This window comes from Burkholderia sp. 9779_493, from assembly GCF_015712215.1.
GTDB lineage: Bacteria > Pseudomonadota > Gammaproteobacteria > Burkholderiales > Burkholderiaceae > Burkholderia > Burkholderia cenocepacia.
Map to the genome: position 1 here is coordinate 63,385 of NZ_JACCQA010000021.1, position 20,151 is coordinate 83,535.

The 20,151-nt window shown below is 67.6% G+C and carries 19 protein-coding genes; 14 read left to right on the plus strand and 5 right to left on the minus strand.

The annotated features are described in order from the left end of the window. The first annotated feature begins 1 nt into the window (after window position 1). Both H0X95_RS22015 and H0X95_RS22020 read left to right on the plus strand, forming a co-directional pair. Window positions 2-1,018 (plus strand): NADP-dependent oxidoreductase, encoded by a 1,017-nt coding sequence (locus tag H0X95_RS22015; RefSeq protein WP_006487809.1) that lies wholly within the window; start codon window positions 2-4, stop codon window positions 1,016-1,018. A 196-nt stretch (window positions 1,019-1,214) separates the two neighbouring features. Then, window positions 1,215-1,727 (plus strand): hypothetical protein, encoded by a 513-nt coding sequence (locus tag H0X95_RS22020; RefSeq protein WP_058902852.1) that lies wholly within the window; start codon window positions 1,215-1,217, stop codon window positions 1,725-1,727. 46 nt (window positions 1,728-1,773) lie between these two features. On the opposite strand, the gene H0X95_RS22025 is transcribed toward H0X95_RS22020, so the two are convergent. The 4 genes from H0X95_RS22025 to H0X95_RS22040 all read right to left on the minus strand — a co-directional run bounded on the left by H0X95_RS22025 (window position 1,774) and on the right by H0X95_RS22040 (window position 6,251). Next, window positions 1,774-2,826, minus strand: coding sequence for an AI-2E family transporter (locus H0X95_RS22025; protein WP_058902853.1), 1,053 nt, complete (start codon window positions 2,824-2,826; stop codon window positions 1,774-1,776). Between the two features lie 235 nt (window positions 2,827-3,061). Further along, entirely contained in the window at window positions 3,062-3,646 is a 585-nt protein-coding gene (locus H0X95_RS22030) for a BPSL1445 family SYLF domain-containing lipoprotein (protein ID WP_006479499.1), read from the minus strand. Between the two features lie 64 nt (window positions 3,647-3,710). After that, on the minus strand, window positions 3,711-4,097 hold the full coding sequence (locus H0X95_RS22035; RefSeq protein WP_006487804.1) for a DUF883 family protein: 387 nt from the start codon (window positions 4,095-4,097) through the stop codon (window positions 3,711-3,713). Window positions 4,098-4,394: 297 nt separating this feature from the next. Further along, entirely contained in the window at window positions 4,395-6,251 is a 1,857-nt protein-coding gene (locus tag H0X95_RS22040) for an ExeM/NucH family extracellular endonuclease (protein WP_059722560.1), read from the minus strand. A 206-nt stretch (window positions 6,252-6,457) separates the two neighbouring features. On the opposite strand from H0X95_RS22040, the gene H0X95_RS22045 reads away from it, so the two are divergent. From H0X95_RS22045 to H0X95_RS22080, 8 genes are all read left to right on the plus strand, one after another. After that, a complete protein-coding gene (locus H0X95_RS22045) occupies window positions 6,458-6,811 on the plus strand; it encodes a YciI family protein (protein WP_006482933.1) in 354 nt (117 codons plus the stop codon). 125 nt (window positions 6,812-6,936) lie between these two features. Further along, on the plus strand, window positions 6,937-7,356 hold the full coding sequence (locus H0X95_RS22050; protein ID WP_006482945.1) for a YciI family protein: 420 nt from the start codon (window positions 6,937-6,939) through the stop codon (window positions 7,354-7,356). Window positions 7,357-7,381: 25 nt separating this feature from the next. Continuing rightward, a complete protein-coding gene (locus H0X95_RS22055; protein WP_058902855.1) occupies window positions 7,382-7,798 on the plus strand; it encodes a VOC family protein in 417 nt (138 codons plus the stop codon). Continuing rightward, window positions 7,795-9,063, plus strand: coding sequence for an RNA polymerase sigma factor (locus H0X95_RS22060; RefSeq protein ID WP_006482940.1), 1,269 nt, complete (start codon window positions 7,795-7,797; stop codon window positions 9,061-9,063). The genes H0X95_RS22055 and H0X95_RS22060 overlap by 4 nt, the downstream gene beginning before the upstream one ends. A 265-nt stretch (window positions 9,064-9,328) precedes the next feature. Further along, the gene (locus H0X95_RS22065; protein ID WP_006497294.1) at window positions 9,329-9,751 is read left to right on the plus strand and encodes a rubrerythrin family protein; all 423 of its coding nucleotides are present in this window, start codon (window positions 9,329-9,331) and stop codon (window positions 9,749-9,751) included. A 123-nt stretch (window positions 9,752-9,874) separates the two neighbouring features. After that, window positions 9,875-11,212: a heterodisulfide reductase-related iron-sulfur binding cluster gene (locus tag H0X95_RS22070; protein ID WP_006482946.1), complete on the plus strand. Its 1,338-nt coding sequence runs from the start codon at window positions 9,875-9,877 to the stop codon at window positions 11,210-11,212. Window positions 11,213-11,241: 29 nt separating this feature from the next. Beyond that, window positions 11,242-11,823: a DUF3501 family protein gene (locus H0X95_RS22075; RefSeq protein WP_006482947.1), complete on the plus strand. Its 582-nt coding sequence runs from the start codon at window positions 11,242-11,244 to the stop codon at window positions 11,821-11,823. Between the two features lie 735 nt (window positions 11,824-12,558). Next, window positions 12,559-13,500: a DUF6566 family protein gene (locus tag H0X95_RS22080; RefSeq protein WP_006482942.1), complete on the plus strand. Its 942-nt coding sequence runs from the start codon at window positions 12,559-12,561 to the stop codon at window positions 13,498-13,500. A 130-nt stretch (window positions 13,501-13,630) separates the two neighbouring features. On the opposite strand, the gene H0X95_RS22085 is transcribed toward H0X95_RS22080, so the two are convergent. Continuing rightward, complete coding sequence (locus tag H0X95_RS22085) at window positions 13,631-15,187, minus strand: mannose-1-phosphate guanylyltransferase/mannose-6-phosphate isomerase (RefSeq protein WP_059722562.1); 1,557 nt, start codon at window positions 15,185-15,187, stop codon at window positions 13,631-13,633. A 431-nt stretch (window positions 15,188-15,618) separates the two neighbouring features. Between H0X95_RS22085 and H0X95_RS22090 the strand changes: the two genes are divergently transcribed. The 4 genes from H0X95_RS22090 to H0X95_RS22105 all read left to right on the plus strand — a co-directional run bounded on the left by H0X95_RS22090 (window position 15,619) and on the right by H0X95_RS22105 (window position 20,125). After that, on the plus strand, window positions 15,619-16,992 hold the full coding sequence (locus H0X95_RS22090; protein WP_034203384.1) for an undecaprenyl-phosphate glucose phosphotransferase: 1,374 nt from the start codon (window positions 15,619-15,621) through the stop codon (window positions 16,990-16,992). Between the two features lie 74 nt (window positions 16,993-17,066). Then, window positions 17,067-18,479, plus strand: coding sequence for a UDP-glucose dehydrogenase family protein (locus tag H0X95_RS22095; protein ID WP_006497289.1), 1,413 nt, complete (start codon window positions 17,067-17,069; stop codon window positions 18,477-18,479). A 30-nt stretch (window positions 18,480-18,509) separates the two neighbouring features. Further along, window positions 18,510-18,953: a low molecular weight protein-tyrosine-phosphatase gene (locus H0X95_RS22100; protein ID WP_006482944.1), complete on the plus strand. Its 444-nt coding sequence runs from the start codon at window positions 18,510-18,512 to the stop codon at window positions 18,951-18,953. Beyond that, a complete protein-coding gene (locus H0X95_RS22105; RefSeq protein WP_006482941.1) occupies window positions 18,947-20,125 on the plus strand; it encodes a polysaccharide biosynthesis/export family protein in 1,179 nt (392 codons plus the stop codon). Before H0X95_RS22100 ends, H0X95_RS22105 begins: the two co-directional genes overlap by 7 nt. Window positions 20,126-20,151: the final 26 nt, after the last annotated feature.

The following is a 20,151-nucleotide window of genomic DNA, read 5'->3' on the forward strand; positions in this document are numbered from 1 at the left end:
CATGTCGACACCCGTGAACCGCCAGCTGCTGCTGAAGACGCGCCCGGAAGGGCGGGTCGGCCGCGACCATTTTTCGCTCGTCGAGACACCGGTGCCGGCGCTCGCCGACGGCGAGGTGCTCGTGCGCGTGCTGTACCTGTCGATGGACCCGACCAACCGCGTGTGGATGAGCGACGTGCCGCAGTACCTGCCGCCCGTCGCGATCGGCGAGGTGATGCGCGCGCTCGGGATCGGCCGCGTGGTCGCGTCGCGCCATGCGGGTTTCGCGGAAGGCGATCTCGTGCAGGGGCTGGTCGGCTGGCAGGACTACGCGGTCGTGCCGGCCGAGCAGGCCGCGCAGCTCGTGAAGCTGCCCGCGCAGTCGGGCCTGCCGCTGCCGACCCTGCTCGGCGCGTGCGGGATGAGCGGGCTGACCGCGTACTACGGGCTGACCGACATCGCGCCGGTGCAACCGGGCGAAACGCTCGTCGTGTCGGCGGCGGCCGGCTCGGTCGGCTCGATCGCCGGGCAGATCGGCAAGATCCACGGCGCGCGGGTGGTCGGCATCGCGGGCGGCGCGGACAAGTGCCGTTACCTGACCGACACGCTCGGCTTCGATGCGGCCGTCGACTACAAGGCCGACGATTTCCGCCAGCAACTGAAGGCGGCGACGCCGGACGGCGTGCACGTGAACTTCGAGAACGTCGGCGGCGAGGTGATGCGGGCGGTGCTGTCGCGGATGGTGATCGGCGGGCGCGTCGCGCTGTGCGGCGTGATCTCGAACTACAACAGCGGCCGCGCGGCGGACGACGTCGGCGTGCTGATCTCGAAGCGATTGACGATGCGCGGCTTTCTGATCCTCGACTACCGCAAGAGCCGCGAAGCCGTGCAGACGCTCGCGGGCTGGCTGCGCGACGGCCGGCTCAAGGCCGAGGAAACCGTGGCCGACGGTCTCGAAAACGCCCCTGACGTGCTGAACCGCCTGTTCGACGGCGACCATCGCGGCAAGCTCGTGCTGCGCGTCGATCCGCACGCGTGACGGGCGTGCGACCTCGGTCGCACCGCGCAGCGGGGCGGTGCCGGCCGCGCTGAGTTCGATCAATTCGGCTGCAGTTTAGGACTTGTCCCATATATTGTCCGGGCCGCTCTCCCTACAGTGATTGCCAGCACACAGGCGGCGTGACCGACACGTCACGCCGCCTGTTTTTCTGGTGACGCGGTAGAGGGGAGGAACCATGCGGAACAACGCGAAGCGGTCGGCAACGGCAACGGCAGGAGGCGCCGGCGTCGTGCGGAAGATGCTGTTCGGGCTCGGTGTCGTACTCGCGATGTCGGCTGCCACGTCGAACGCGATGGCGGCTGGGCAGCCCGCGTCGGATGGCGTCGTCCGGTTCACCGGCTCGCTCGTCGATCTCTACGACGTGACGCTCGATGCCCCGGCGGGTGTGCCCGTCGACGCGGAGCAGGCGGTCGACGGCAGAGCAACGGCCACGGTCCGGTTCGATGCGCATGGCCGGCGTTTGGCCGGTGCGCAGGTGGCGCTGGTCGGGCCCGACGGCGCGCCGTTCGCGCCCGAGAGCGGCACGGCGGTGCGTGCCACGTGGCGCGATGCGCATACCGGGCAAAGCGTGCTGCTGGCGCCGGGCCGGGTGCAGCGCGTCGGCCCGTATGGCGGCGTGATGACGGTCGCGGCGGATGAAGCAACGGGCGCCGTGGCGCCCGTCGTGATCCATATCCGTCATCCTTGACCGCCGCTCTCCGCACGCGTGCGGAGCGCCGGCGGCCGGACGGGCGTCATTCGCCCTGTTCGGAGCGTGCGTAGATGTCCCAACTGGCCATGAACAGCGCGGCGACGAGCGGCCCGATCACGAAGCCGTTGATGCCGAACAGCGCCATCCCGCCGAGCGTCGAGATCAGCACGACCCAGTCGGGCATCTTCGTGTCCTTGCCGACGAGGATCGGGCGCAGCAGGTTGTCGACGAGGCCGATCACGCCGACGCAGAACGCGACGAGGATCACGCACTTCCAGACCGCGCCGATCATCAGGAAGTAGAGCGCGGCCGGCACCCAGACGAGGCTCGCGCCGATCGCGGGCAGCAGCGACAGGAACGCCATCAGCGCGCCCCACAGCACGACGCCCTCGATCCCGAGGATCCAGAAGATCAGCCCGCCGAGCGCGCCCTGGACGAGCGCGACCGCGATGTTGCCCTTCACCGTTGCGCGCACGACCGTCGTGAATTTCGCGAGCAGCAGGTTCTTGTGCTCTTCGTCGAGCGGCAGCGCACGGCGCACGCGGCGGCCGATCTCGCCGCCGTCGCGCAGCAGGAAGAACACCATGTACAGCATCACGCCGAAGCTCACAACGAACTGGAACGTGTTCTGGCCGATGCTGAGCGCCTGGGTGGCCGCGAACTGGCTGATCTGCGCGGCGCCGTCGGTCAGTTTCTTCTGGATGCCCGGGATGTTGGTCAACCCGTATTTCTGCAGCAGGTTCTGGATCGACGTCGGCAGCGCGTGAATGATGTCGTGGAAGTACTGCGAATAATTCGGCTGCGCGTCCTTGAGCTCCTGGTACACGTACGCGATTTCCTGCACGAGCGTCGCCGTGACGAACACGAGCGGCAGGATCACGATCAGGATGATGAGCGACATCGTGACGAGCGCGGCGAGGTTGCGCCGCTTGCCGAAGCGCGCGGCGAGCCAGCGTTGCACGGGCTGGAACAGGATCGCGAGAATGGTGCCCCAGAACACGGCGCCGGAGAACGGCGCGAGGATCCAGCACAGTCCGACGGTGACCGCGAACAGCAGGAAGTAGAAGAATTTTTGGTGGTCGTGTCCGCTATCCATGGGTGACATTCGCGCAGATTGATGCGTGGTTTGATTGAATCTCGTTGTCCCGTGCGCGATCGGTTCGCGAACGTCACGGGTTCGCGGCGCAATGCGCCGCCGGGCGGCCCATGCGGAGTATGCCCGCAAAGGTGCCGCCATCATAGCCGCTGCGTGAGACACATGCGAAAACGCCGCGGCCGGGGCCGCGGCGCTGCCGGGAAGCGAACGCGGCGCGAGGCCGCGTACCGCGTCGTCAGATGTTGAGCTTGGTGACCTTCGTGCCGTTCACCGACAGGTCGCCCATCAGGCCCGCGTTGGTCAGGACCAGCACTTCCACCGGTGCGGTAGCCGTGTTGGAGTCGACCGCGCCGTTCGCGCCGACCTTCACGACCGCGACCGATGCGTCGGCGCCGGCCGACCAGCCGTCCGACTTGCGGAACGAGTCGAGCGCATCCTGCGTCATGAACAGGAACACGACCGCCTTCGACTGCGCGCCGGCCTGCAGGCCGACCGACAGCGACGACGTGTTGTAGTAGCCGACGGTGCTGCCGCCGACCCGCAGCGCGCCGTTGCCGGACTGGGCGCCGACGATGAAGCCGGCCTGCAGCACGTTCGGGAACACGAGGACGCCGCGTGCTTTCGAGACCAGGTCGCGCGAACCCGGCACCGTCGAATACAGGCGCGACAACGTGGCGTTCACGCTGGCGTCGATCGACTGACGCTTCGACGCGCTGGCCGCGGCGCTATCGGGTTTGCCGGACGTGGTCGTGCAGCCGGCGAGGGCGAGGCTGCCCAGCATCACGGCGGCGGCGGCTTTCATGGCGAGGGACTTCTGCATGGCGGTTCTCCTTCGTTGTCTGATGGATGACGGGCGGGGCGGGCGGCGTTGCACGCGGCCCCGTTCAACGGCGGGAAAGGAGCAGGCCCGCAACGAACGCGAGGCCCGCGACGACGCCGGCGGTTTGCCAGGGGTTGTCGTGCACGGCCTGCGATACGCGTTCGGCCGAATCGCGCAGCCGGGCGGCCGCGCTGCCCGACGCGTAGTCGAGCGCGCTGCGCGCTTCATCGAGCCGCGATTGCACGCGTTTGCGCAGGGCGGCGATATCGCCATCGCCATCGTTCTTCAGCAGATCTTCCAGTTCGTCGACTAGCCCGCGCAGATCGTCGGTCACGTCGGCATGCAGGTCGCGGGCCGCCGAGCGCGTCGTGCGGCCCACGCGCCGGCCGGTGCGACGGATGTCGGACAGGCCGCGGTCCAGCTTGTGTTCGATCGAGTCGGTAAGCGCCATGGTGTTTATCCTCCTTTGATTCCAGGCAATTTGAAGATAAGACGAATCGCAGCAACTGATGTGATTCACTTGATCCGATTGAGTTTCGAGACAAATTTTCAATGCGTCGGCAGGATCGCCGGGGAGCCCCGTCGCGCGGGGCCGCGCAGCGGTTGAAAAAATTTCGCGTGTCGGGGCGGTACAGCGTGTCGAGCAGCGGGGCGCAGTGAAGGTCCGGTAAATATGGCGTCGCCAGGGGCATCAGGTAAATAGTGCCGTTGCAGGTTGGTTGTTGATGCAAATGCACTACTCGACGCGTCATCGATGCGCACGATTTGTGCCCGGTGCCGGTTGCGCGGCGGCGTCGTCCAGCGCGACGTCGATGACGACGGGATCGTGGTCCGACGAGCGGTAGGCGTCGGGTGCGTAATAAGTCGACCGGCGCGCGGACGTTTTGTAATCGGGCACGGGTTGCAGAACGAGCGGTTCGTCGGCGTTGATGTGCCAGAACCGCACGGCTTTCACGCGCGCGGCGAGCGGCGGCGTGGCCAGCGCATGGTCGAGATTGCCGGCTTCGCCGCGAAATACGTAGCTGTACGCAGCATCGCCGACGAAGCGCGCCGCCAGGTTCGCGTAGCCGCGCGCCTCGAGCGCGCGAACCGGGTCTTCCTTCGCATAACTGTTCAGATCGCCGATCAGCAGCACGCCGCCGGCGGCGACGCCCGTCGGCGAGGTGGCGAGCCAGTCGGCGACGCGCGCGGCGGCCCGCGTGCGCGCCGCATTCCAGCAGCCCTGGCCGTCGGACTGGTCGAGATTGGCGCCGCTCGCGTGCGGGCAATTCTTCGACTTCAGGTGATTGACCGCGACGGTGAAAGCGTGCGTGCCGCCGATGCGCCGGAACGTCTGCGCGAGCGGCGGGCGATGGCGGCCGCCGAGGGCGACGGTGGCGGCGCGCCCGACCGGCTCGACCGTGCGGCTGTCGTACAGCAGTGCGACCGCGATCGCGTCGCGACCCAGCCGCGCGGTGCCGGGGTCGACCGTGCGCCAGCCGTCGCCGAGCTGCGCGGCGAGCCGCCGGATGGCGCTCGCGTCGCCGTGGCCGTTGTTCGCGATTTCCATCAGCCCGATCACGTCGGCGCGCAGCGCGCGCAACGCCGCGACGATCTTCGCTTCCTGCCGCGCGAACGCGGCGGGCGTTTTCGCGCCGCGGTTGCCCGGTGCGTCGAATCCGCCGCCATGGCCGTCGCCGTTGAAATAATTGAAGACATTGAACGACACGACGCGCAAGTCGGCATCGGGATGCCGGGCCGGTGCCGCGCGACGCGGGTTCGCGGCGGGATCGAAGACGGGCGCCGCGCCGGCCACCGGCTGCAGCCGCCAGGTGCCGTAGCGCCATTCGAGCACGCCTTCGACGCCGCGTACCGTATAGCCCGCGCGCAGCGTGTTGGCGGCGCTCAGCGCGGGCGGCGGATAGCGGACGGTCGCCGGGTCGCGCCGGTTCGACCCATCGTCGAGCACGATGCGGTTCAGTGCGTTGGCCGCGGCGTGCGCGGCGGCGTCGGCCGGCGGCCCGACCTGGGTCGGCGTGCGCAGCCGGCCGTTGCTCAGCACGATGCTGCCGTAGCGGCCGAGTTCGTGGGTATCGCTGACCGTCAGCGTTTGCGGCAGGCGTACGCGCATCGCTTCGTGCGCGGCCAGGACGGCCGGCGACGCGACCGGCAGCGTGAGCGTCGCCGGCGTGACCGTCTGCCCGCGCGCGCAGACGGCCATGCCGCCCGTCAGCGTGAATTGCGTGCGGCCGTATTGCTCGTCGACCTTGCCCGTCAGATGCACGAGATCGCCGGGCGCCGCGCGCGCGTTCGGTGCGTAGACGAACAGGCCTTCCGGGATACCCGGCCGGCGCCGCCGCTGCGCGTCGGCCTGCTGGACGAAGAAGCCGCCCAGGCCGTCGGCGCCACCGAACGCCGCGGTGACGACCGCTTCGATCGACGTCGTTTGCCCGGCGAGCGGCGACGGGCCGCCGGCGCGACGGATCTCGGCGATCGCCGTGGCCGCGCCGCCGCAGCCGCTGCTGACCGGCAGCGCGGCGGCGGGCCGGGCACAGAGGGCCACGGACAGCCCGACGGACGACGCCACGAACGGCGCAACGGCAAACAGGGGAAGCGGGCGTGACATGAGACGGTCCACAGGATCAAAATCCGACAGTTCGGGACCGCATCTTGAAGGCAAAATGTCAGGCTGCGGCCGAAATGGCCGTCCGGCCAGTACCGATTGGCCAACGATGCGGCAAGCCGCCTCGCGGCTGTTACGCTTTCGCACCGGGCGCCGCGTGCCGCTCGCCCGGCGCATGCCGCCGCGCCCCGTCCCCACAGGAGAAATCCATGTCTTACATGCTGTTGATTGTCGAACCGACCGAACAGCGCGCCGAGCGCACCCTCGACGAAGGTCAGGCGCTCTATGCGCGGATGGTCGATTTCGCCGAGTCGCTGAAGGCCCGCGGCGTGCTGCGCGGCGTCGAGTCGCTCGAGCGGTCCGAGCGCGGCACGCGCGTGCAGGTGCGCGACGGCGAGACGCGCCTGCTCGACGGCCCGTTCGCCGAGGCGAAGGAGATGGTCGGCGGCTTCTTCCTCGTCGACGTCGACACGCGTGAGGAAGCGATCGAAATCGCGCGCCAGTGCCCGGCCGCGCAATGGTGCACGGTCGAGGTGCGCGCGGTCGGCCCGTGCTTCCTGTGAACGTCGCGACTCGGTATTTACCCTGATTTGTCGTGGCGCATGTCGATCCGGCCGTGTTCCGCCCGTCGTCCGGATAAGGCGCCGCGGAACGGGCGCCGCCTTCCACCGACGACAAGGAGTAAACGATGCGATTCATGATCATGATCCGGGCGAACGCCGTCAGCGAATCCGACGCGTTGCCGGACAACCGGCTGGTCGAGGCCATGACGGTCTATCACGAGGAGCTGGCGAAAGCCGGCGTGCTGCTCGACGCCAACGGCCTGCGGTCGAGCGCCCACGGCTGGCGCGTGCGCTACACGGGCGGCAAGGGCACGGTGATCGACGGCCCGTTCGCCGAAACGAAGGAACTGATCGCCGGCTATACGCTGATCCAGGTGCGCTCGCGCGACGAGGCGCTCGAATGGACGCGCCGGTTCCCCGCGCCGTTCGGCGCCGAGCTCGACTGCGAGATCGAGGTGCGGCCGCTGTTCGAGCTCGACGACCTTACGCCGAGCGATGCGGTCGAGCGGTTCCGTGATCTCCACGTCGGCCGCAGCCACGCCTGAATCCCACCTCACCGGAGTATCCGTCATGCACAAGATGGTTTTCATCAACCTGCCGGTAGCCGACCTGCCGCGCGCGAAGACGTTCTACCAGGCGCTCGGCTTCGAGGTCGTGCCGGCCTATACCAACGAGCAGGCCGCCTGCATCAAGATCAGCGACACGATCTTCGCGATGCTGCTGGTGCGGCCGTTTTTCCAGACCTTCACCGACAAGACGATCATCGATCCGGCCACGCATATCCAGGTGTTGTCGTGCCTGTCGTGCGACAGCCGTGCCGAAGTCGACGGGCTCGTCGCGAAGGCGCTGGCGGCCGGCGGGGCCGCGCCGCAGCCGCCGCGCGAGTATCCGAACATGTACGGCCACGGGTTCACCGATCCGGACGGTCATACGTGGGAGCTGATGGCCATGCCACTGGATGCGTCCGCCCAGGGGCAGGCGTCGTGACGCATGAGGCCACGCATCGTGCGATCGAGGCAGTCTGGCGAATCGAGGCGCCGAAGATCATCGCGCGCGCCGCGCGCGTGGTGCGCGACGTCGGCGTGGCCGAGGAACTGGCGCAGGACACGCTCGTCGCGGCGCTCGAGCACTGGCCCGTCGACGGCGTGCCCGACAACCCGGCCGCCTGGCTGATGACGGCCGTGAAGCGCCGCGCGCTCGACCGGGTCCGGCAGGAGTCGCTTCATGCGGCGAAGCGCGACCAGCTCGGTCACGAGATGGACGCGCTCGAAGCGCACGTCGTCCCCGACATCGCGGACGCGCTCGCCGACGCGAGCGACGACGACATCGGCGACGACCTGCTGCGGCTGATCTTCACGTCGTGCCACCCGGTGCTGTCGACCGACGCGCGCGTCGCGCTGACGCTGCGGCTGCTCGGCGGGCTGACGACGGGCGAGATCGCCCGGGCGTTCCTGACGCCCGAGCCGACGATCGCGCAGCGGATCGTGCGCGCGAAACGCACGCTCGCGGCGGCGCACGTGCCGTTCGAGGTGCCGGCCGCCGATGCGCGGCCGGCGCGGCTCGCGTCGGTGCTCGAAGTGATCTACCTCGTGTTCAACGAGGGCCATGCGGCGACGGCGGGCGACGACTGGATGCGTCCGGCGCTCTGCGACGAGGCGTTGCGGCTCGGCCGCGTGCTGGCCGGGCTCGCGCCGGATGAAAGCGAAGTGCTCGGGCTCGTCGCGCTGATGGAGCTACAGGCGTCGCGCATGCATGCACGCGTCGATGCACAGGGCCGGCCCGTGCTGCTGCTCGACCAGGACCGCAGCCGCTGGGATCCGTTGCTGATCCGGCGCGGCCTCGCGGCGCTGGAGCGGGCGACGAAGCTCGGCGGCGTGCGCGGGCCGTATGCGCTGCAGGCCGCGCTCGCGGCTTGCCACGCGCGGGCGCGGCAGGCGGCGGACACCGACTGGGCGCAGATCGTCGCGCTGTATGACGCGCTCGCCGAAGTCGCGCCGTCGCCGGTCGTCGAACTGAATCGCGCGGTGGCCGTGGGCATGGCGTTCGGTCCGGCCGCGGCGCTCGAACTCGTCGACGTGCTGCGTGACGATCCGGCGCTCGCGCGCTATCACTGGCTGCCGAGTGTGCGCGGCGATCTGCTCGCGAAGCTCGGCCGCGCCGACGAGGCCAAGCTGGAGTTCCGCCGCGCGGCGGATTTGACGCGCAACGAGCGTGAGCGCGAATTGCTGCTCAAGCGCGCGATGGATGCGTGACGCGCTGCCGTATGACGCGTGACGCATGACGCATGACGCGTGACGCATGACGCATGACGCATGACGCGCGCGCTCCGTCTTCCCGACCGTCCGCCTCGCACCCCGCACCCGACACTATCGTCCGCATTGAAAAAGCCTATTGGGTGATGCGAACGCGAGCGCCTAGATTGAAGAGCACGATGCGCGCCCGGCGCACGCATCGTTCCCCACATATCTGATCGGCCCGGCGTCGCACGTGGCCGCGCCGACTCGAACGGAGGCGCAAATGGCTCAACTCAAGGGCAGCAAAACCGAAGAGAACCTGAAGGCCGCATTCGCGGGCGAATCGCAGGCGAATCGACGCTATCTGTATTTCGCTTCGAAGGCCGACGTCGAGGGGCAGAACGACGTCGCCGCGCTGTTCCGCTCGACCGCCGAAGGCGAAACCGGCCATGCGCACGGCCATCTCGAATACCTGGAAGCCGTCGGCGATCCGGCCACGGGCTTGCCGTTCGGTTCGTCGCGCCTGAATCTCGAATCGGCGATCGCCGGCGAAACGCACGAATACACCGACATGTATCCGGGCATGGCGAAGACCGCGCGCGACGAAGGTTTCGACGAAATCGCGAACTGGTTCGAGACGCTCGCGAAAGCCGAACGCAGCCACGCGAACCGCTACACGAAGGCGCTGGACAGTCTCGTCGACTGACGAGCCGCCGCGGGCCGCACGGCATCGCCGTGCGACCGGCCCGCAGCCGGCCGTTCGTTCTGTCGCCGCCCGCAGCGCGCGGGCGGTGCGCTTGCGCACATGCGCGCCACGCGGGAGCGTCCCATGCCCCACAAGGAAGGCAGTCTCGAAGCGCCGACCCGGCATCCGCTCGACTGGCAGTCCGAAGCGTTCTACGACCAGGCCGCGATCGATGCGGAAATGACGCGTGTATTCGACATCTGCGCCGGCTGCCGGCGCTGCGTGTCGCTGTGCGGCGCGTTTCCGGCGCTGTTCGACCTGGTCGACGACACGCCGACGGGCGACATCGAGGAAGTGCCGAAGGCCGCGTTCGGCAAGGTCGTCGACCAGTGCTATCTGTGCGACCTCTGCTACATGACGAAATGCCCGTACGTGCCGCCGCACGCATGGAACGTCGATTTCCCGCACCTGATGCTGCGCGGCAAGGCCGCGCGTTACAAACGCGGCGAAGCGACGTTGCGCGACAAGGTGCTGTCGAATACCGATGCGCTCGGCCATTTCGCGGGCATTCCGGTCGTCACGCAGGCGGTCAACGCGGTGAACCGCACGCCGCCCGCGCGCCACGCGCTCGAAGCGGCGCTCGGCGTCGATCGTCATGCGTGGCTGCCGGAATTCGCGCCGCGCAAGTTCCGGCGCGCCGCCAGACGTTCGGACAACCCGCCCGTGCGCGACGGCGAACGCACGCCCGGCAAGGTCGCGATCTATGCGACCTGCTACGTGAACTTCAACGAGCCGGGAATCGGCCACGACCTGCTCGCGATCCTCGCGCACAACGAGATCCCGTACGAACTCGTCGCGCGCGAAGCGTGCTGCGGGATGCCGCTGCTCGAGCAGGGCAATCTCGACGGCGTCGCCGCGAAGCAGGCCGTCAACATCCCGGTGCTCGAACGCTACGCGCGCGACGGCTATGCGCTGATCGGCGCGATTCCGAGCTGCGTGCTGATGTACAAGAGCGAGCTGCCGCTGATGTTCCCTGATGACGCAGCCGTGCGCGCGGTGGCCGACGCGTTCTGGGACCCGTTCGAATACGTGATCGCGCGGCATCGCGACGGGCTGCTGAAGACCGATTTCAAGACCGGCCTCGGCACCGTGTCTTATCACGTGCCGTGCCATGCGCGCGTGCAGAACATCGGCCGCAAGACGGCCGATGCGCTGTCGCTCGTGCCCGATACGCGCGTGAACGTGGTCGAGCGTTGCTCGGGCCACGCGGGCACGTTCGGCGTGAAGAAGGCATTTCATGCGGAGGCGATGCGGATCGGCGCGCCGGTGTTCAAGGCGATGGCCGAGCCGCAGCCGGACGTCGTGTCGTCAGACTGCGCGCTCGCCGGCCATCACATCGTGCAGGGCATCGACGAAAAGGGGCTGCCGCACGCGCCGCTCGCGCATCCGTTGACGCTGCTGCGCCGCGCGTACGGCATCTGAGCCGCTGCCGGCCATCCACGAGGACATCCATGACGCTGACCCGCGACTCCCTGCTGACGCTCGAAGCGTACGCGAAGATCCGCAAGGCCGAACACGCGCGGCTCGTCGCGTACAAGCGCCGCCGCGCGGTGGCGCTCGGCAACCACCTGCGTTTCCTGTTCGAGGACGAGACGACGATCCGCTATCAGATCCAGGAGATGCTGCACATCGAGAAGATCTTCGACGAGGCCGGCATCGAAGGGGAGCTCGACGCGTATCTGCCGCTGGTGCCCGACGGCACCAACCTGAAGGCGACGATGCAGATCGAGTACGAGCATGAAATCGAACGGCGCGCGGCGCTCGCGCGGCTGATCGGCGTGGAGGATCGCGTGTACCTGCGGGTCGACGGGCACGCGAGCGTCTACGCGATCGCCGACGAGGATCTCGAGCGCGACAACGCGGAGAAGACGTCGGCCGTGCACTTCGTGCGCTTCGAGTTCGATGCGCCGATGCGCGCGGCGCTCAAGGGCGGCGCGGCGCTGTCGATCGGCTGCGATCACCCGGCCTACACGATGCCGCCGCAGCGGGTGGACGCGGACGTGACCGCGTCGCTGGCCGGCGATCTGCGCTAGCGCCACGGCCTCCCCGCGCTGCGTGCCACGCACGCGGGCTTGCGCTTTTCCGTTCCGACCCGAAGAAACCCGCGCCCCGCGCCGTCCGGCGCGGCCGTGCGGCGCTCGCCGCGAAAATGTAACAAGCGTGACGGATTTGCATGCGGGGACACATTGGGCGCGCGGCGTCAGCGTGTTTTCATCACTCGCAGAGAAACAATAAAGAGATTGTGCATGAAGATAATTTGATTCAGCGCAATTTGAATGATTTACCGATTCATGAATATCTTGTTACGAATTTTCCCCTGATTTACCGATTTTCGGAGGCTATTCCGGGCGGTGTTGCCGGCAGGGGTCGGAGCAGCCCGAAACCGCCTGTTTCAGCGCATTCTTCAGACGCTGCGGAGCCCCGCCGGACGGGCCTTTGCAGCCATCGGCATAAAGATCTCGCAAAAAAATTCAAGCGTAAATGGATTGCCCGCCCATGGCAGGTTGTTTCAGTGCGTAACATTAAGTCATTGTCATATTGAGATAAACCCTAGGGATGGTATGCTTCGTGCACAAAAATTCCCACATTGGAGTGAGACCGCGATTTGTGCGCCATTGCCGGGAATCGCGGCACCGTGAAAGTGCGGTGTCGCCCGGTATGCACAACGCCGGATAACCATAATGTGCAACCTGGCCGCCCCGCGACGCGATGTGTCGCGACGGCGCCGCCAATCGCAGCCCCGGCCTGGCTGCGTGGAGAGATCGACTATGTTCTTCGATGAGCTTAACGATGAAGAGTGGTTTCGCCTTTCAGCGCTGATCGCCGATGAACCCATCCGGCTGAACCGTCGCGGGCGTCCACGCGCCGAACCGCGTGTCGTCGCCAACGCGGTGCTGTGGATCCTGACGACCGGGGAAGCCTGGTCCAAGCTGCCCGGTCGCTATCCGTCCGGGCCGACGTGCCGTCGTCGCTACGAGGAGTGGCTCGCGAACGGCACGCTGCTGCAGATGATCGACGTGCTGACCCAGTTCAGCGGGCGCACGTTCGCGTATATTCCGCCGCCGCCGGAGGCCGTCGTGCCGGCTCGCCGCGCGGAGCCCGTGCCCGACAACGATCGTCTGCGTGGCGTGTTCTGGCAAAACCCCGAGTCGTGGCAATTGCCGGTTGCGCAGGCAAACGTTTGGGAGGGCGAGGGTGCGTCGTTGAGCACGATGTCGGCCGACCAGGTGGACGGCCGCGCCGACGTGTCGTTCTCGGTGCCCGGCGCGCCGGCCACGGAGCTGCGCCATGCGCGGGCGTCGTCCGCGAGCTTCTCGTCGGCCGAGCCGCAGATCGACGAGTATCGCGGCTATACGATCAGCGGCACCGCGCAGCCCGTGCAGAACCTGATGTATCGCGCGTGGGCCGAGATCTCGCAGGACGACCGGCGCGTCGAACGCTCGGGCCTGATCGGCCCGCGCTTCACCGATGCCGAGGAAGCCGAGCAGTATGCGCTCGACTGGGCGCGCCAGTGGATCGATCGCCACGGTGCGAGCGACGCGCCGGCGCGCGAGCCGCAAGGCGAAGTGCTGGCCGGTTTGTCGGCGCTGGCGCGTGCGGAATCGGACATCAAGCGCTTCATCGCCGAGCGTCGCGCGGGTGCGTTGTCGGAAAGCCGCAACGATCCCGTGCAGTCGGAGCGTCGCGAATACGCGTATCGCGTCGGTTGATCGTCGTCCCCGCGCGACGCGCGGGCCGTCGTGTGCCACGATGCCCGCGCCGCGCGCCCGTCCGGTTTTTCCATCATGTCCGTATTGCCCGGGCGCCGCCGTCGAAGCGGCGCCCGGGGTGCATGGCGCGTTACTGCCGGCCGTAGGTATCGTCGAAGCGGACGATGTCGTCCTCGCCGAGATACGCACCCGACTGCACTTCGATCAGTTCGAGCGGCATCTTGCCCGGGTTCTCCAGGCGGTGCGATACGCCGAGCGGAATGTACGTCGATTCGTTTTCGGACAGCAGGAACGTTTCGTCGCCGCGCGTGATGCGAGCGGTGCCGCGCACGACGATCCAGTGCTCGGCGCGGTGGTGGTGCATCTGCAGCGACAGTTGCGCGCCCGGCTTCACGACGATGCGTTTCACCTGGAACCGCTCGCCCGTGTCGACCGAGTCGTAGTGGCCCCACGGACGATGGACCTTGCGGTGATCGGTCGCTTCGGTGCCTTGTCGCGCCTTGATGTGCCCGACGATCTTCTTCACGTCCTGCACGCGCGATTTGTCCGCGACGAGCACGGCGTCGGGCGTTTCGACGACGACCAGGTTCTGCGTGCCGACGCACGCGACGAGGCGGCTTTCCGAATGCGCGAACGTCGATTCGGCGCCTTCGAACAGCACGTGGCCGCGGCCGACGTTGCCGGTCTCGTCCTTCGCCGAGATCTGCCAGATCGCGTCCCACGAACCGACGTCCGACCAGCCCGCGTCGAGCGGCACGACCACGCTCTCGCACAGTTGCGGCTGGCTCGCGAGCGGCTCCATCACCGCATAGTCGATCGAGTTCGACGGCGACGCGGCGAACGCCTCGCGATCGACGCGGAAGAAATCGCCATCGTCCCGGCCCTGGGCGACGGCCTGTTCGCAGGCTGCGTAGATCGCGGGTTCCAGCTGCCGGATCGCCTTCAGCCAGACCGACGCGCGCACGATGAAGATGCCGCTGTTCCACCAGTATTCGCCCGACGCGACGTACTGCTGCGCGAGTTCGAGGTGCGGCTTCTCGACGAAACGGTCGAGGCGGCGCACGTCGAGGGTGCCGGTCCCGGCGTCGCCGAGCGGCGCGCCGACGCGGATGTAGCCGTAGCCGGTCTCCGCGTGCTTGGGCACGATGCCCATGGTCGCAATCTTGCCTTGCGCGGCGCAGTGCACGCCGGCCGCGACGGCCGCGTGAAAGCGCGGCAGGTCGGCGACCGCATGGTCGGCCGGCATCACGGTCATCACCGCATCGTTGCCGTCGGCGACGAGCCGCAGCGCGGCGAGCGTCAGCGCGGGCGCGGTGTCGCGGCCGAGCGGCTCGAGCATGATGGTCGCGCGCTTGGCCGTCAGGCGCAGCTGTTCGGCGGTCGTGAAGCGATGATCCTCGCCGCATACGATCAGCACGTCGTCGTTCAGCGGGTGATCGGCCGTCAGGCCGTCGAGGCGCAGCGCGGTCGACTGCAGCAGCGAATGATCGCCGAGCAGGCCGATCAGCTGTTTCGGGAAACGCTCGCGCGACATCGGCCACAGGCGCGTGCCGGAACCGCCGGCAAGAATCACGGGCTGCACGGCGAGACGCATACCGGCTGCGGGCATACCGGCGCCGGGCGTGCCGACGGCGGTTGCGGCGGAAGAAGAATGGCGCGTTTCGGCGGCCACTGCCGGAGCATTCATGATGACACTCTCCACGGTTGAAGTCAGTGCCTGTCGTTGTAGCATGAAGTAAATCGACAATAAAACCGGACCCAATGCCGAATATCCGCCACGCATTCATCCGGAAGAATTTTCCTCGATGGCATCGGCTGGAAATAAAAAAATAAAAAATAATTCCGGTCGCCGGCCGGATGTGCCCGCCCGCAAAGGGTGCACGGCAAGCGTAACGAGTCTGAAAAAATCCCCGTTTCCGCCCGATTCGGGAAAACCTGCCGATTTAATTAAAAAAGATCGCGGCAAGAATTTCCGATTATTTTTCGAAATACTTGTGCGCTTGAGGGGGAATTTTCTTGTCGCTTCAATAGCATCATGCAACGTTTGAATCGAAGGTGCGGCACGGGTCGCACGAGGAGCTGTTCGGCAAACGCCTGTTCAAGGAAGAGGAAACGGACATGTTGAGCGTGCTGGCGAGAGTCATCGATATCGCGATGGTCGTGACGGGCGCGCTGATCGCGGCCGCGCTGCACGACGGCAGCATCGGGCTCAGCGACCTGCAGCGCACGACGGTGCTGTTCGACTGCCTGCTGGTCGTCGTGTTCTTTCCGGCCGTCGGCATCTACCAGTCGTGGCGCGGCAAGCGTCTCGTCGGGCTGATGGGGCGCGTCGCGTTCGCGTGGCTCGCGGTCGAGCTCGCGGGCATCCTGATGAGCTTCAGCTTTCACCAGTCGGGCGACCTGTCGCGGCTGTGGCTGGGTTACTGGGCGCTGGTGACGATGGCGCTGCTCGCCGGCTCGAAGGCCTGCGTGCACGTCGTGCTGCGGCAGTTGCGCCGCGGCGGCTACAACCTGAAGGCGGTCGCGATCGTCGGCGGCACGCCGGCGGCGCGGCGGCTGATCGCGCAGATGCGGGCGCGGCCGGAGGCCGGCTTCAACCCGGTGTGCGTGTACGACGAAAGCGAGGCGCCGGGCGAAGTCGCGCTCGACGACGTGCGCATCGAGCGGCAGTTCGAATCGCTGGTGTGGCTGGTGCGCAGCCGCGCGATCAGCGAGCTGTGGCTCACGCTGCCGATCACGGAGGAGCGCCGGATTCACCAGATCGTGACGGTGTTTCGCCACGACTTCGTGAACATCCGCTTCATTCCGGACGTGCGCACGCTGTCGTTCTTCAACCAGGAAGTGGTCGAGGTGCTCGGCGTGCCGGCGATCAACCTCGCGGCGTCGCCGATCACCGACGTGCGGATCCTGCCGAAGTTCGTGTTCGACCGGCTGTTCGCGCTGGCGGCGCTCACGGCGCTCGCGCCGGTGATGGTGCTGATCGCGGCGCTGATCAAGCTGACCTCGCGCGGGCCGGTGTTCTTTCGGCAGAAGCGCAAGGGCATCGACGGGCACGAGTTCGAGATCTACAAGTTTCGCTCGATGAAGGTGCATCAGGAAGTGGCCGGGCAGGTCACGCAGGCAACCAAGAACGACTCGCGCGTGACGCCGGTCGGCCGGTTCCTGCGCCGCACGAGCCTCGACGAGCTGCCGCAGTTCATCAACGTGCTGAAGGGCGAGATGTCGGTGGTGGGGCCGCGCCCGCATGCGCTCGCGCACGACGACATCTACAAGGATCTGGTCAAGGGCTACATGTTCCGCTACCGGATCAAGCCCGGCATCACCGGGTGGGCGCAGATCAACGGCTTTCGCGGCGAAACCGACCAGATCGAGAAGATGATGGGCCGCGTGAAGCTCGACCTGTACTACATGCAGAACTGGTCGTTCTGGCTCGACATCAAGATCGTCGTGCTGACGCTGTGGAAAGGGTTCACCGGCAGCAACGCGTACTGACACCGACGCGCTGCGTCACGCAGGCATTCCGGTTTTACGAATTTCGAATCATTGGTCAAGGGGTCCGACACATCATGAATCTGACTATCATCGGCAGCGGTTACGTAGGGCTTGTCACCGGCGCCTGTCTCGCCGACATCGGGCACGACGTGTTCTGTCTCGACGTCGACCAGGCGAAGATCGACATCCTGAACGACGGCGGCGTGCCGATCCACGAGCCGGGCCTGAAGGAAGTGATCGCGCGCAACCGTTCGGCGGGCCGCCTGCGCTTCTCGACCGACATCGAGGCCGCGGTCGCGCACGGCGACGTGCAGTTCATCGCGGTCGGCACGCCGCCCGACGAGGACGGTTCGGCCGACCTGCAGTACGTGCTCGCGGCGGCGCGCAACATCGGCCGCTACATGACCGGCTTCAAGGTGATCGTCGACAAGTCGACGGTGCCGGTCGGCACGGCCGAGCGCGTGCGCGCGGCGGTCGCCGAGGAGCTCGCGAAGCGCGGCGGCGACCAGATGTTCTCGGTCGTGTCGAATCCGGAATTCCTGAAGGAAGGCGCGGCCGTCGACGATTTCACGCGGCCGGACCGCATCGTGATCGGCTGCGACGACGACGTGCCGGGCGAGCGCGCCCGCGAGCTGATGAAGAAGCTCTACGCGCCGTTCAACCGCAATCACGAGCGCACGCTGTACATGGACGTGCGCTCGGCCGAGTTCACGAAGTACGCGGCGAACGCGATGCTCGCGACGCGCATCTCGTTCATGAACGAGCTGGCGAACCTCGCCGACCGTTTCGGCGCGGACATCGAGGCCGTGCGCCGCGGGATCGGCTCCGATCCGCGCATCGGCTACCACTTCCTGTACGCCGGCTGCGGCTACGGCGGCTCGTGCTTCCCGAAGGACGTCGAGGCGCTGATCCGCACGGCCGACGAGCACGGCCAGTCGCTGCAGATCCTCAAGGCCGTGTCGTCGGTCAACGCGACGCAAAAGCGCGTGCTCGCCGACAAGATCGTCGCGCGCTTCGGCGAGGACCTGAGCGGCCGCACGTTCGCGCTGTGGGGCCTCGCGTTCAAGCCGAACACCGACGACATGCGCGAGGCGCCGAGCCGCGAGCTGATCGCCGAGCTGCTGTCGCGCGGCGCGCGCGTCGCCGCGTACGACCCGGTCGCGCAGCAGGAAGCGCGCCGCGTGATCGCGCTCGATCTGGCCGATCACCCGAGCTGGCTCGAACGCCTCACCTTCGTCGACGACGAGGCGCAGGCCGCGCGCGACGCCGACGCGCTCGTGATCGTCACCGAATGGAAGGCGTTCAAGAGCCCCGACTTCGTCGCGCTCGGCCGCCTGTGGAAGACGCCGGTGATCTTCGACGGCCGCAACCTGTACGAGCCGGAGACGATGAGCGAGCAGGGCATCGAGTATCACCCGATCGGGCGGCCGGGCTCGCGCCAGGCAGTCGCCGCCCGCGTGCCGGGCGCTGCGCGCGCCAGCGCGTAACCCGCTTTCCGTCACTCGTTACGAGACGCCATGTTCCGGAACATCCTGATCGTCTGCCACGCGAACGTCTGCCGCAGCCCGGCGGCGGAAATGCTGTTCAAGTCGCACGCCGCGTCGCGCGGCGGCCCGCGTCCGACGTTCCACTCGGCCGGCGTGCACGCGAACGACGGCGACGGCATCGATCCGGTGATGCGGCAACTGCTGGCCGAGCGCGGCGTCGATGCGACGACCCACCGCTCGCGGCGGCTGTCGCGCCGGATCGTGCGCGACGCCGACCTGATTCTCGTCAGCGAGCGCCGACAGATCGCGGCCGTCGAAGCGGTCGATCCGTTCGCGCGCGGCAAGGTTCACCTGCTCGGCAAGTGGGAAGGGGCCGAGATTGCGGACCCGCACGGCGGCCCCGAGGCCGACTACCGCGAGAGCTACTCACTGATCGAACGTCTGGTTCAAGGATGGCTACAGAAACTATGCTGAAACGCCCGATGCGCCCGGTGGCGCTTGCCGTCGCGCTGACGACTTTCCTGTCAGCCTGTGCAACCGCGCCCGGCAACTACCTCGACTCGTCGAACCTGAAGGACGAAGGCCGGCAGGAAGCGGCCGAAACCTATCCGGTTCATTACATCGATGCCAAAGTGGTGATGGACCAGCTGCAGAAAGCGCAGGTCGATCACCCGCTGCCGCCGGGACGTTACACCGATCCGTCGCAGTACACGTATCGCGTCGGCCCGCAGGACATCCTCGGCGTCACCGTGTGGGATCACCCGGAGCTGACGACGCCGCAGGGCCAGTCGTTCTCGAGCGGCGGCAACACGACGCAATCGGTCGCGGGCGCGCTGCAGCAGCCGTATACGACCGCGCTGCCGGGCCAGGCCGATCCGTACGGCCAGACGGTCGCCGCCGACGGCACGATCTTCTTCCCGTTCGTCGGCCGCATCCGCGTGGCGGGCAAGACGGTCGCGCAGATCCGCGACGAGATGGCGTCCAGCCTCGCGCGCTATGTGAAGAATCCGCAGCTCGACGTGCGCGTGCTGTCGTTCCGCAGCCAGAAGGTGCAGGTGACGGGCGAGGTCAAGCAGCCGGGCCCGCTCGCGGTGAGCGACGTGCCGCTCACGCTCGTCGACGCGATCTCGCGCTCGGGCGGCTCGACCGCCGAGGCCGACCTGCAGCGCGTGCGCCTGACGCGCGACGGCAAGCTGTACACGCTCGACGCGAACGGCGTGCTCGATCGCGGCGAAGTGAAGCAGAACGTGATGCTGCAGCCGGGCGACATCGTCAACGTGCCGGACCGCAGCGACAGCCGCGTGTTCATCATGGGCGAGGTCAAGACGCCGGTCACGGTGCCGATGCTCAAGGGCCGGCTGACCATCGCCGATGCGCTGACCGCGGGCGGCGGGATTCTCGACACCGATGCGAACCCGCGCAAGATCTACGTGATGCGCGGGATGCGCGACAACCCGACGAAGCCTGAAGTGTTCCGTCTCGACATGACGCAGCCCGACGCGCTGATGCTGTCGAGTCGCTTCCCGCTTCAACCGCTCGACGTCGTCTACGTCAGCACGGCCAGCTCGGTGCAGTTCAACCGCGTGCTGCAGCAGGTGCTGCCGACGATCCAGACGATCTTCTACATGCGGCAAATCACGCGCTGATAGCCCGCCGGGGTGGCGTCCGCCCC

Coding starts and splice junctions, on each gene's coding strand:
- H0X95_RS22015 (WP_006487809.1), top strand. CDS start 2: ATGTCGACACCCGTGAACCGCCAGCTGCTGCTGAAGACGCGCCCGGAA.
- H0X95_RS22020 (WP_058902852.1), top strand. CDS start 1,215: ATGCGGAACAACGCGAAGCGGTCGGCAACGGCAACGGCAGGAGGCGCC.
- H0X95_RS22025 (WP_058902853.1), bottom strand. CDS start 2,826: ATGGATAGCGGACACGACCACCAAAAATTCTTCTACTTCCTGCTGTTC.
- H0X95_RS22030 (WP_006479499.1), bottom strand. CDS start 3,646: ATGCAGAAGTCCCTCGCCATGAAAGCCGCCGCCGCCGTGATGCTGGGC.
- H0X95_RS22035 (WP_006487804.1), bottom strand. CDS start 4,097: ATGGCGCTTACCGACTCGATCGAACACAAGCTGGACCGCGGCCTGTCC.
- H0X95_RS22040 (WP_059722560.1), bottom strand. CDS start 6,251: ATGTCACGCCCGCTTCCCCTGTTTGCCGTTGCGCCGTTCGTGGCGTCG.
- H0X95_RS22045 (WP_006482933.1), top strand. CDS start 6,458: ATGTCTTACATGCTGTTGATTGTCGAACCGACCGAACAGCGCGCCGAG.
- H0X95_RS22050 (WP_006482945.1), top strand. CDS start 6,937: ATGCGATTCATGATCATGATCCGGGCGAACGCCGTCAGCGAATCCGAC.
- H0X95_RS22055 (WP_058902855.1), top strand. CDS start 7,382: ATGCACAAGATGGTTTTCATCAACCTGCCGGTAGCCGACCTGCCGCGC.
- H0X95_RS22065 (WP_006497294.1), top strand. CDS start 9,329: ATGGCTCAACTCAAGGGCAGCAAAACCGAAGAGAACCTGAAGGCCGCA.
- H0X95_RS22070 (WP_006482946.1), top strand. CDS start 9,875: ATGCCCCACAAGGAAGGCAGTCTCGAAGCGCCGACCCGGCATCCGCTC.
- H0X95_RS22075 (WP_006482947.1), top strand. CDS start 11,242: ATGACGCTGACCCGCGACTCCCTGCTGACGCTCGAAGCGTACGCGAAG.
- H0X95_RS22080 (WP_006482942.1), top strand. CDS start 12,559: ATGTTCTTCGATGAGCTTAACGATGAAGAGTGGTTTCGCCTTTCAGCG.
- H0X95_RS22085 (WP_059722562.1), bottom strand. CDS start 15,187: ATGAATGCTCCGGCAGTGGCCGCCGAAACGCGCCATTCTTCTTCCGCC.
- H0X95_RS22090 (WP_034203384.1), top strand. CDS start 15,619: ATGTTGAGCGTGCTGGCGAGAGTCATCGATATCGCGATGGTCGTGACG.
- H0X95_RS22095 (WP_006497289.1), top strand. CDS start 17,067: ATGAATCTGACTATCATCGGCAGCGGTTACGTAGGGCTTGTCACCGGC.
- H0X95_RS22100 (WP_006482944.1), top strand. CDS start 18,510: ATGTTCCGGAACATCCTGATCGTCTGCCACGCGAACGTCTGCCGCAGC.
- H0X95_RS22105 (WP_006482941.1), top strand. CDS start 18,947: ATGCTGAAACGCCCGATGCGCCCGGTGGCGCTTGCCGTCGCGCTGACG.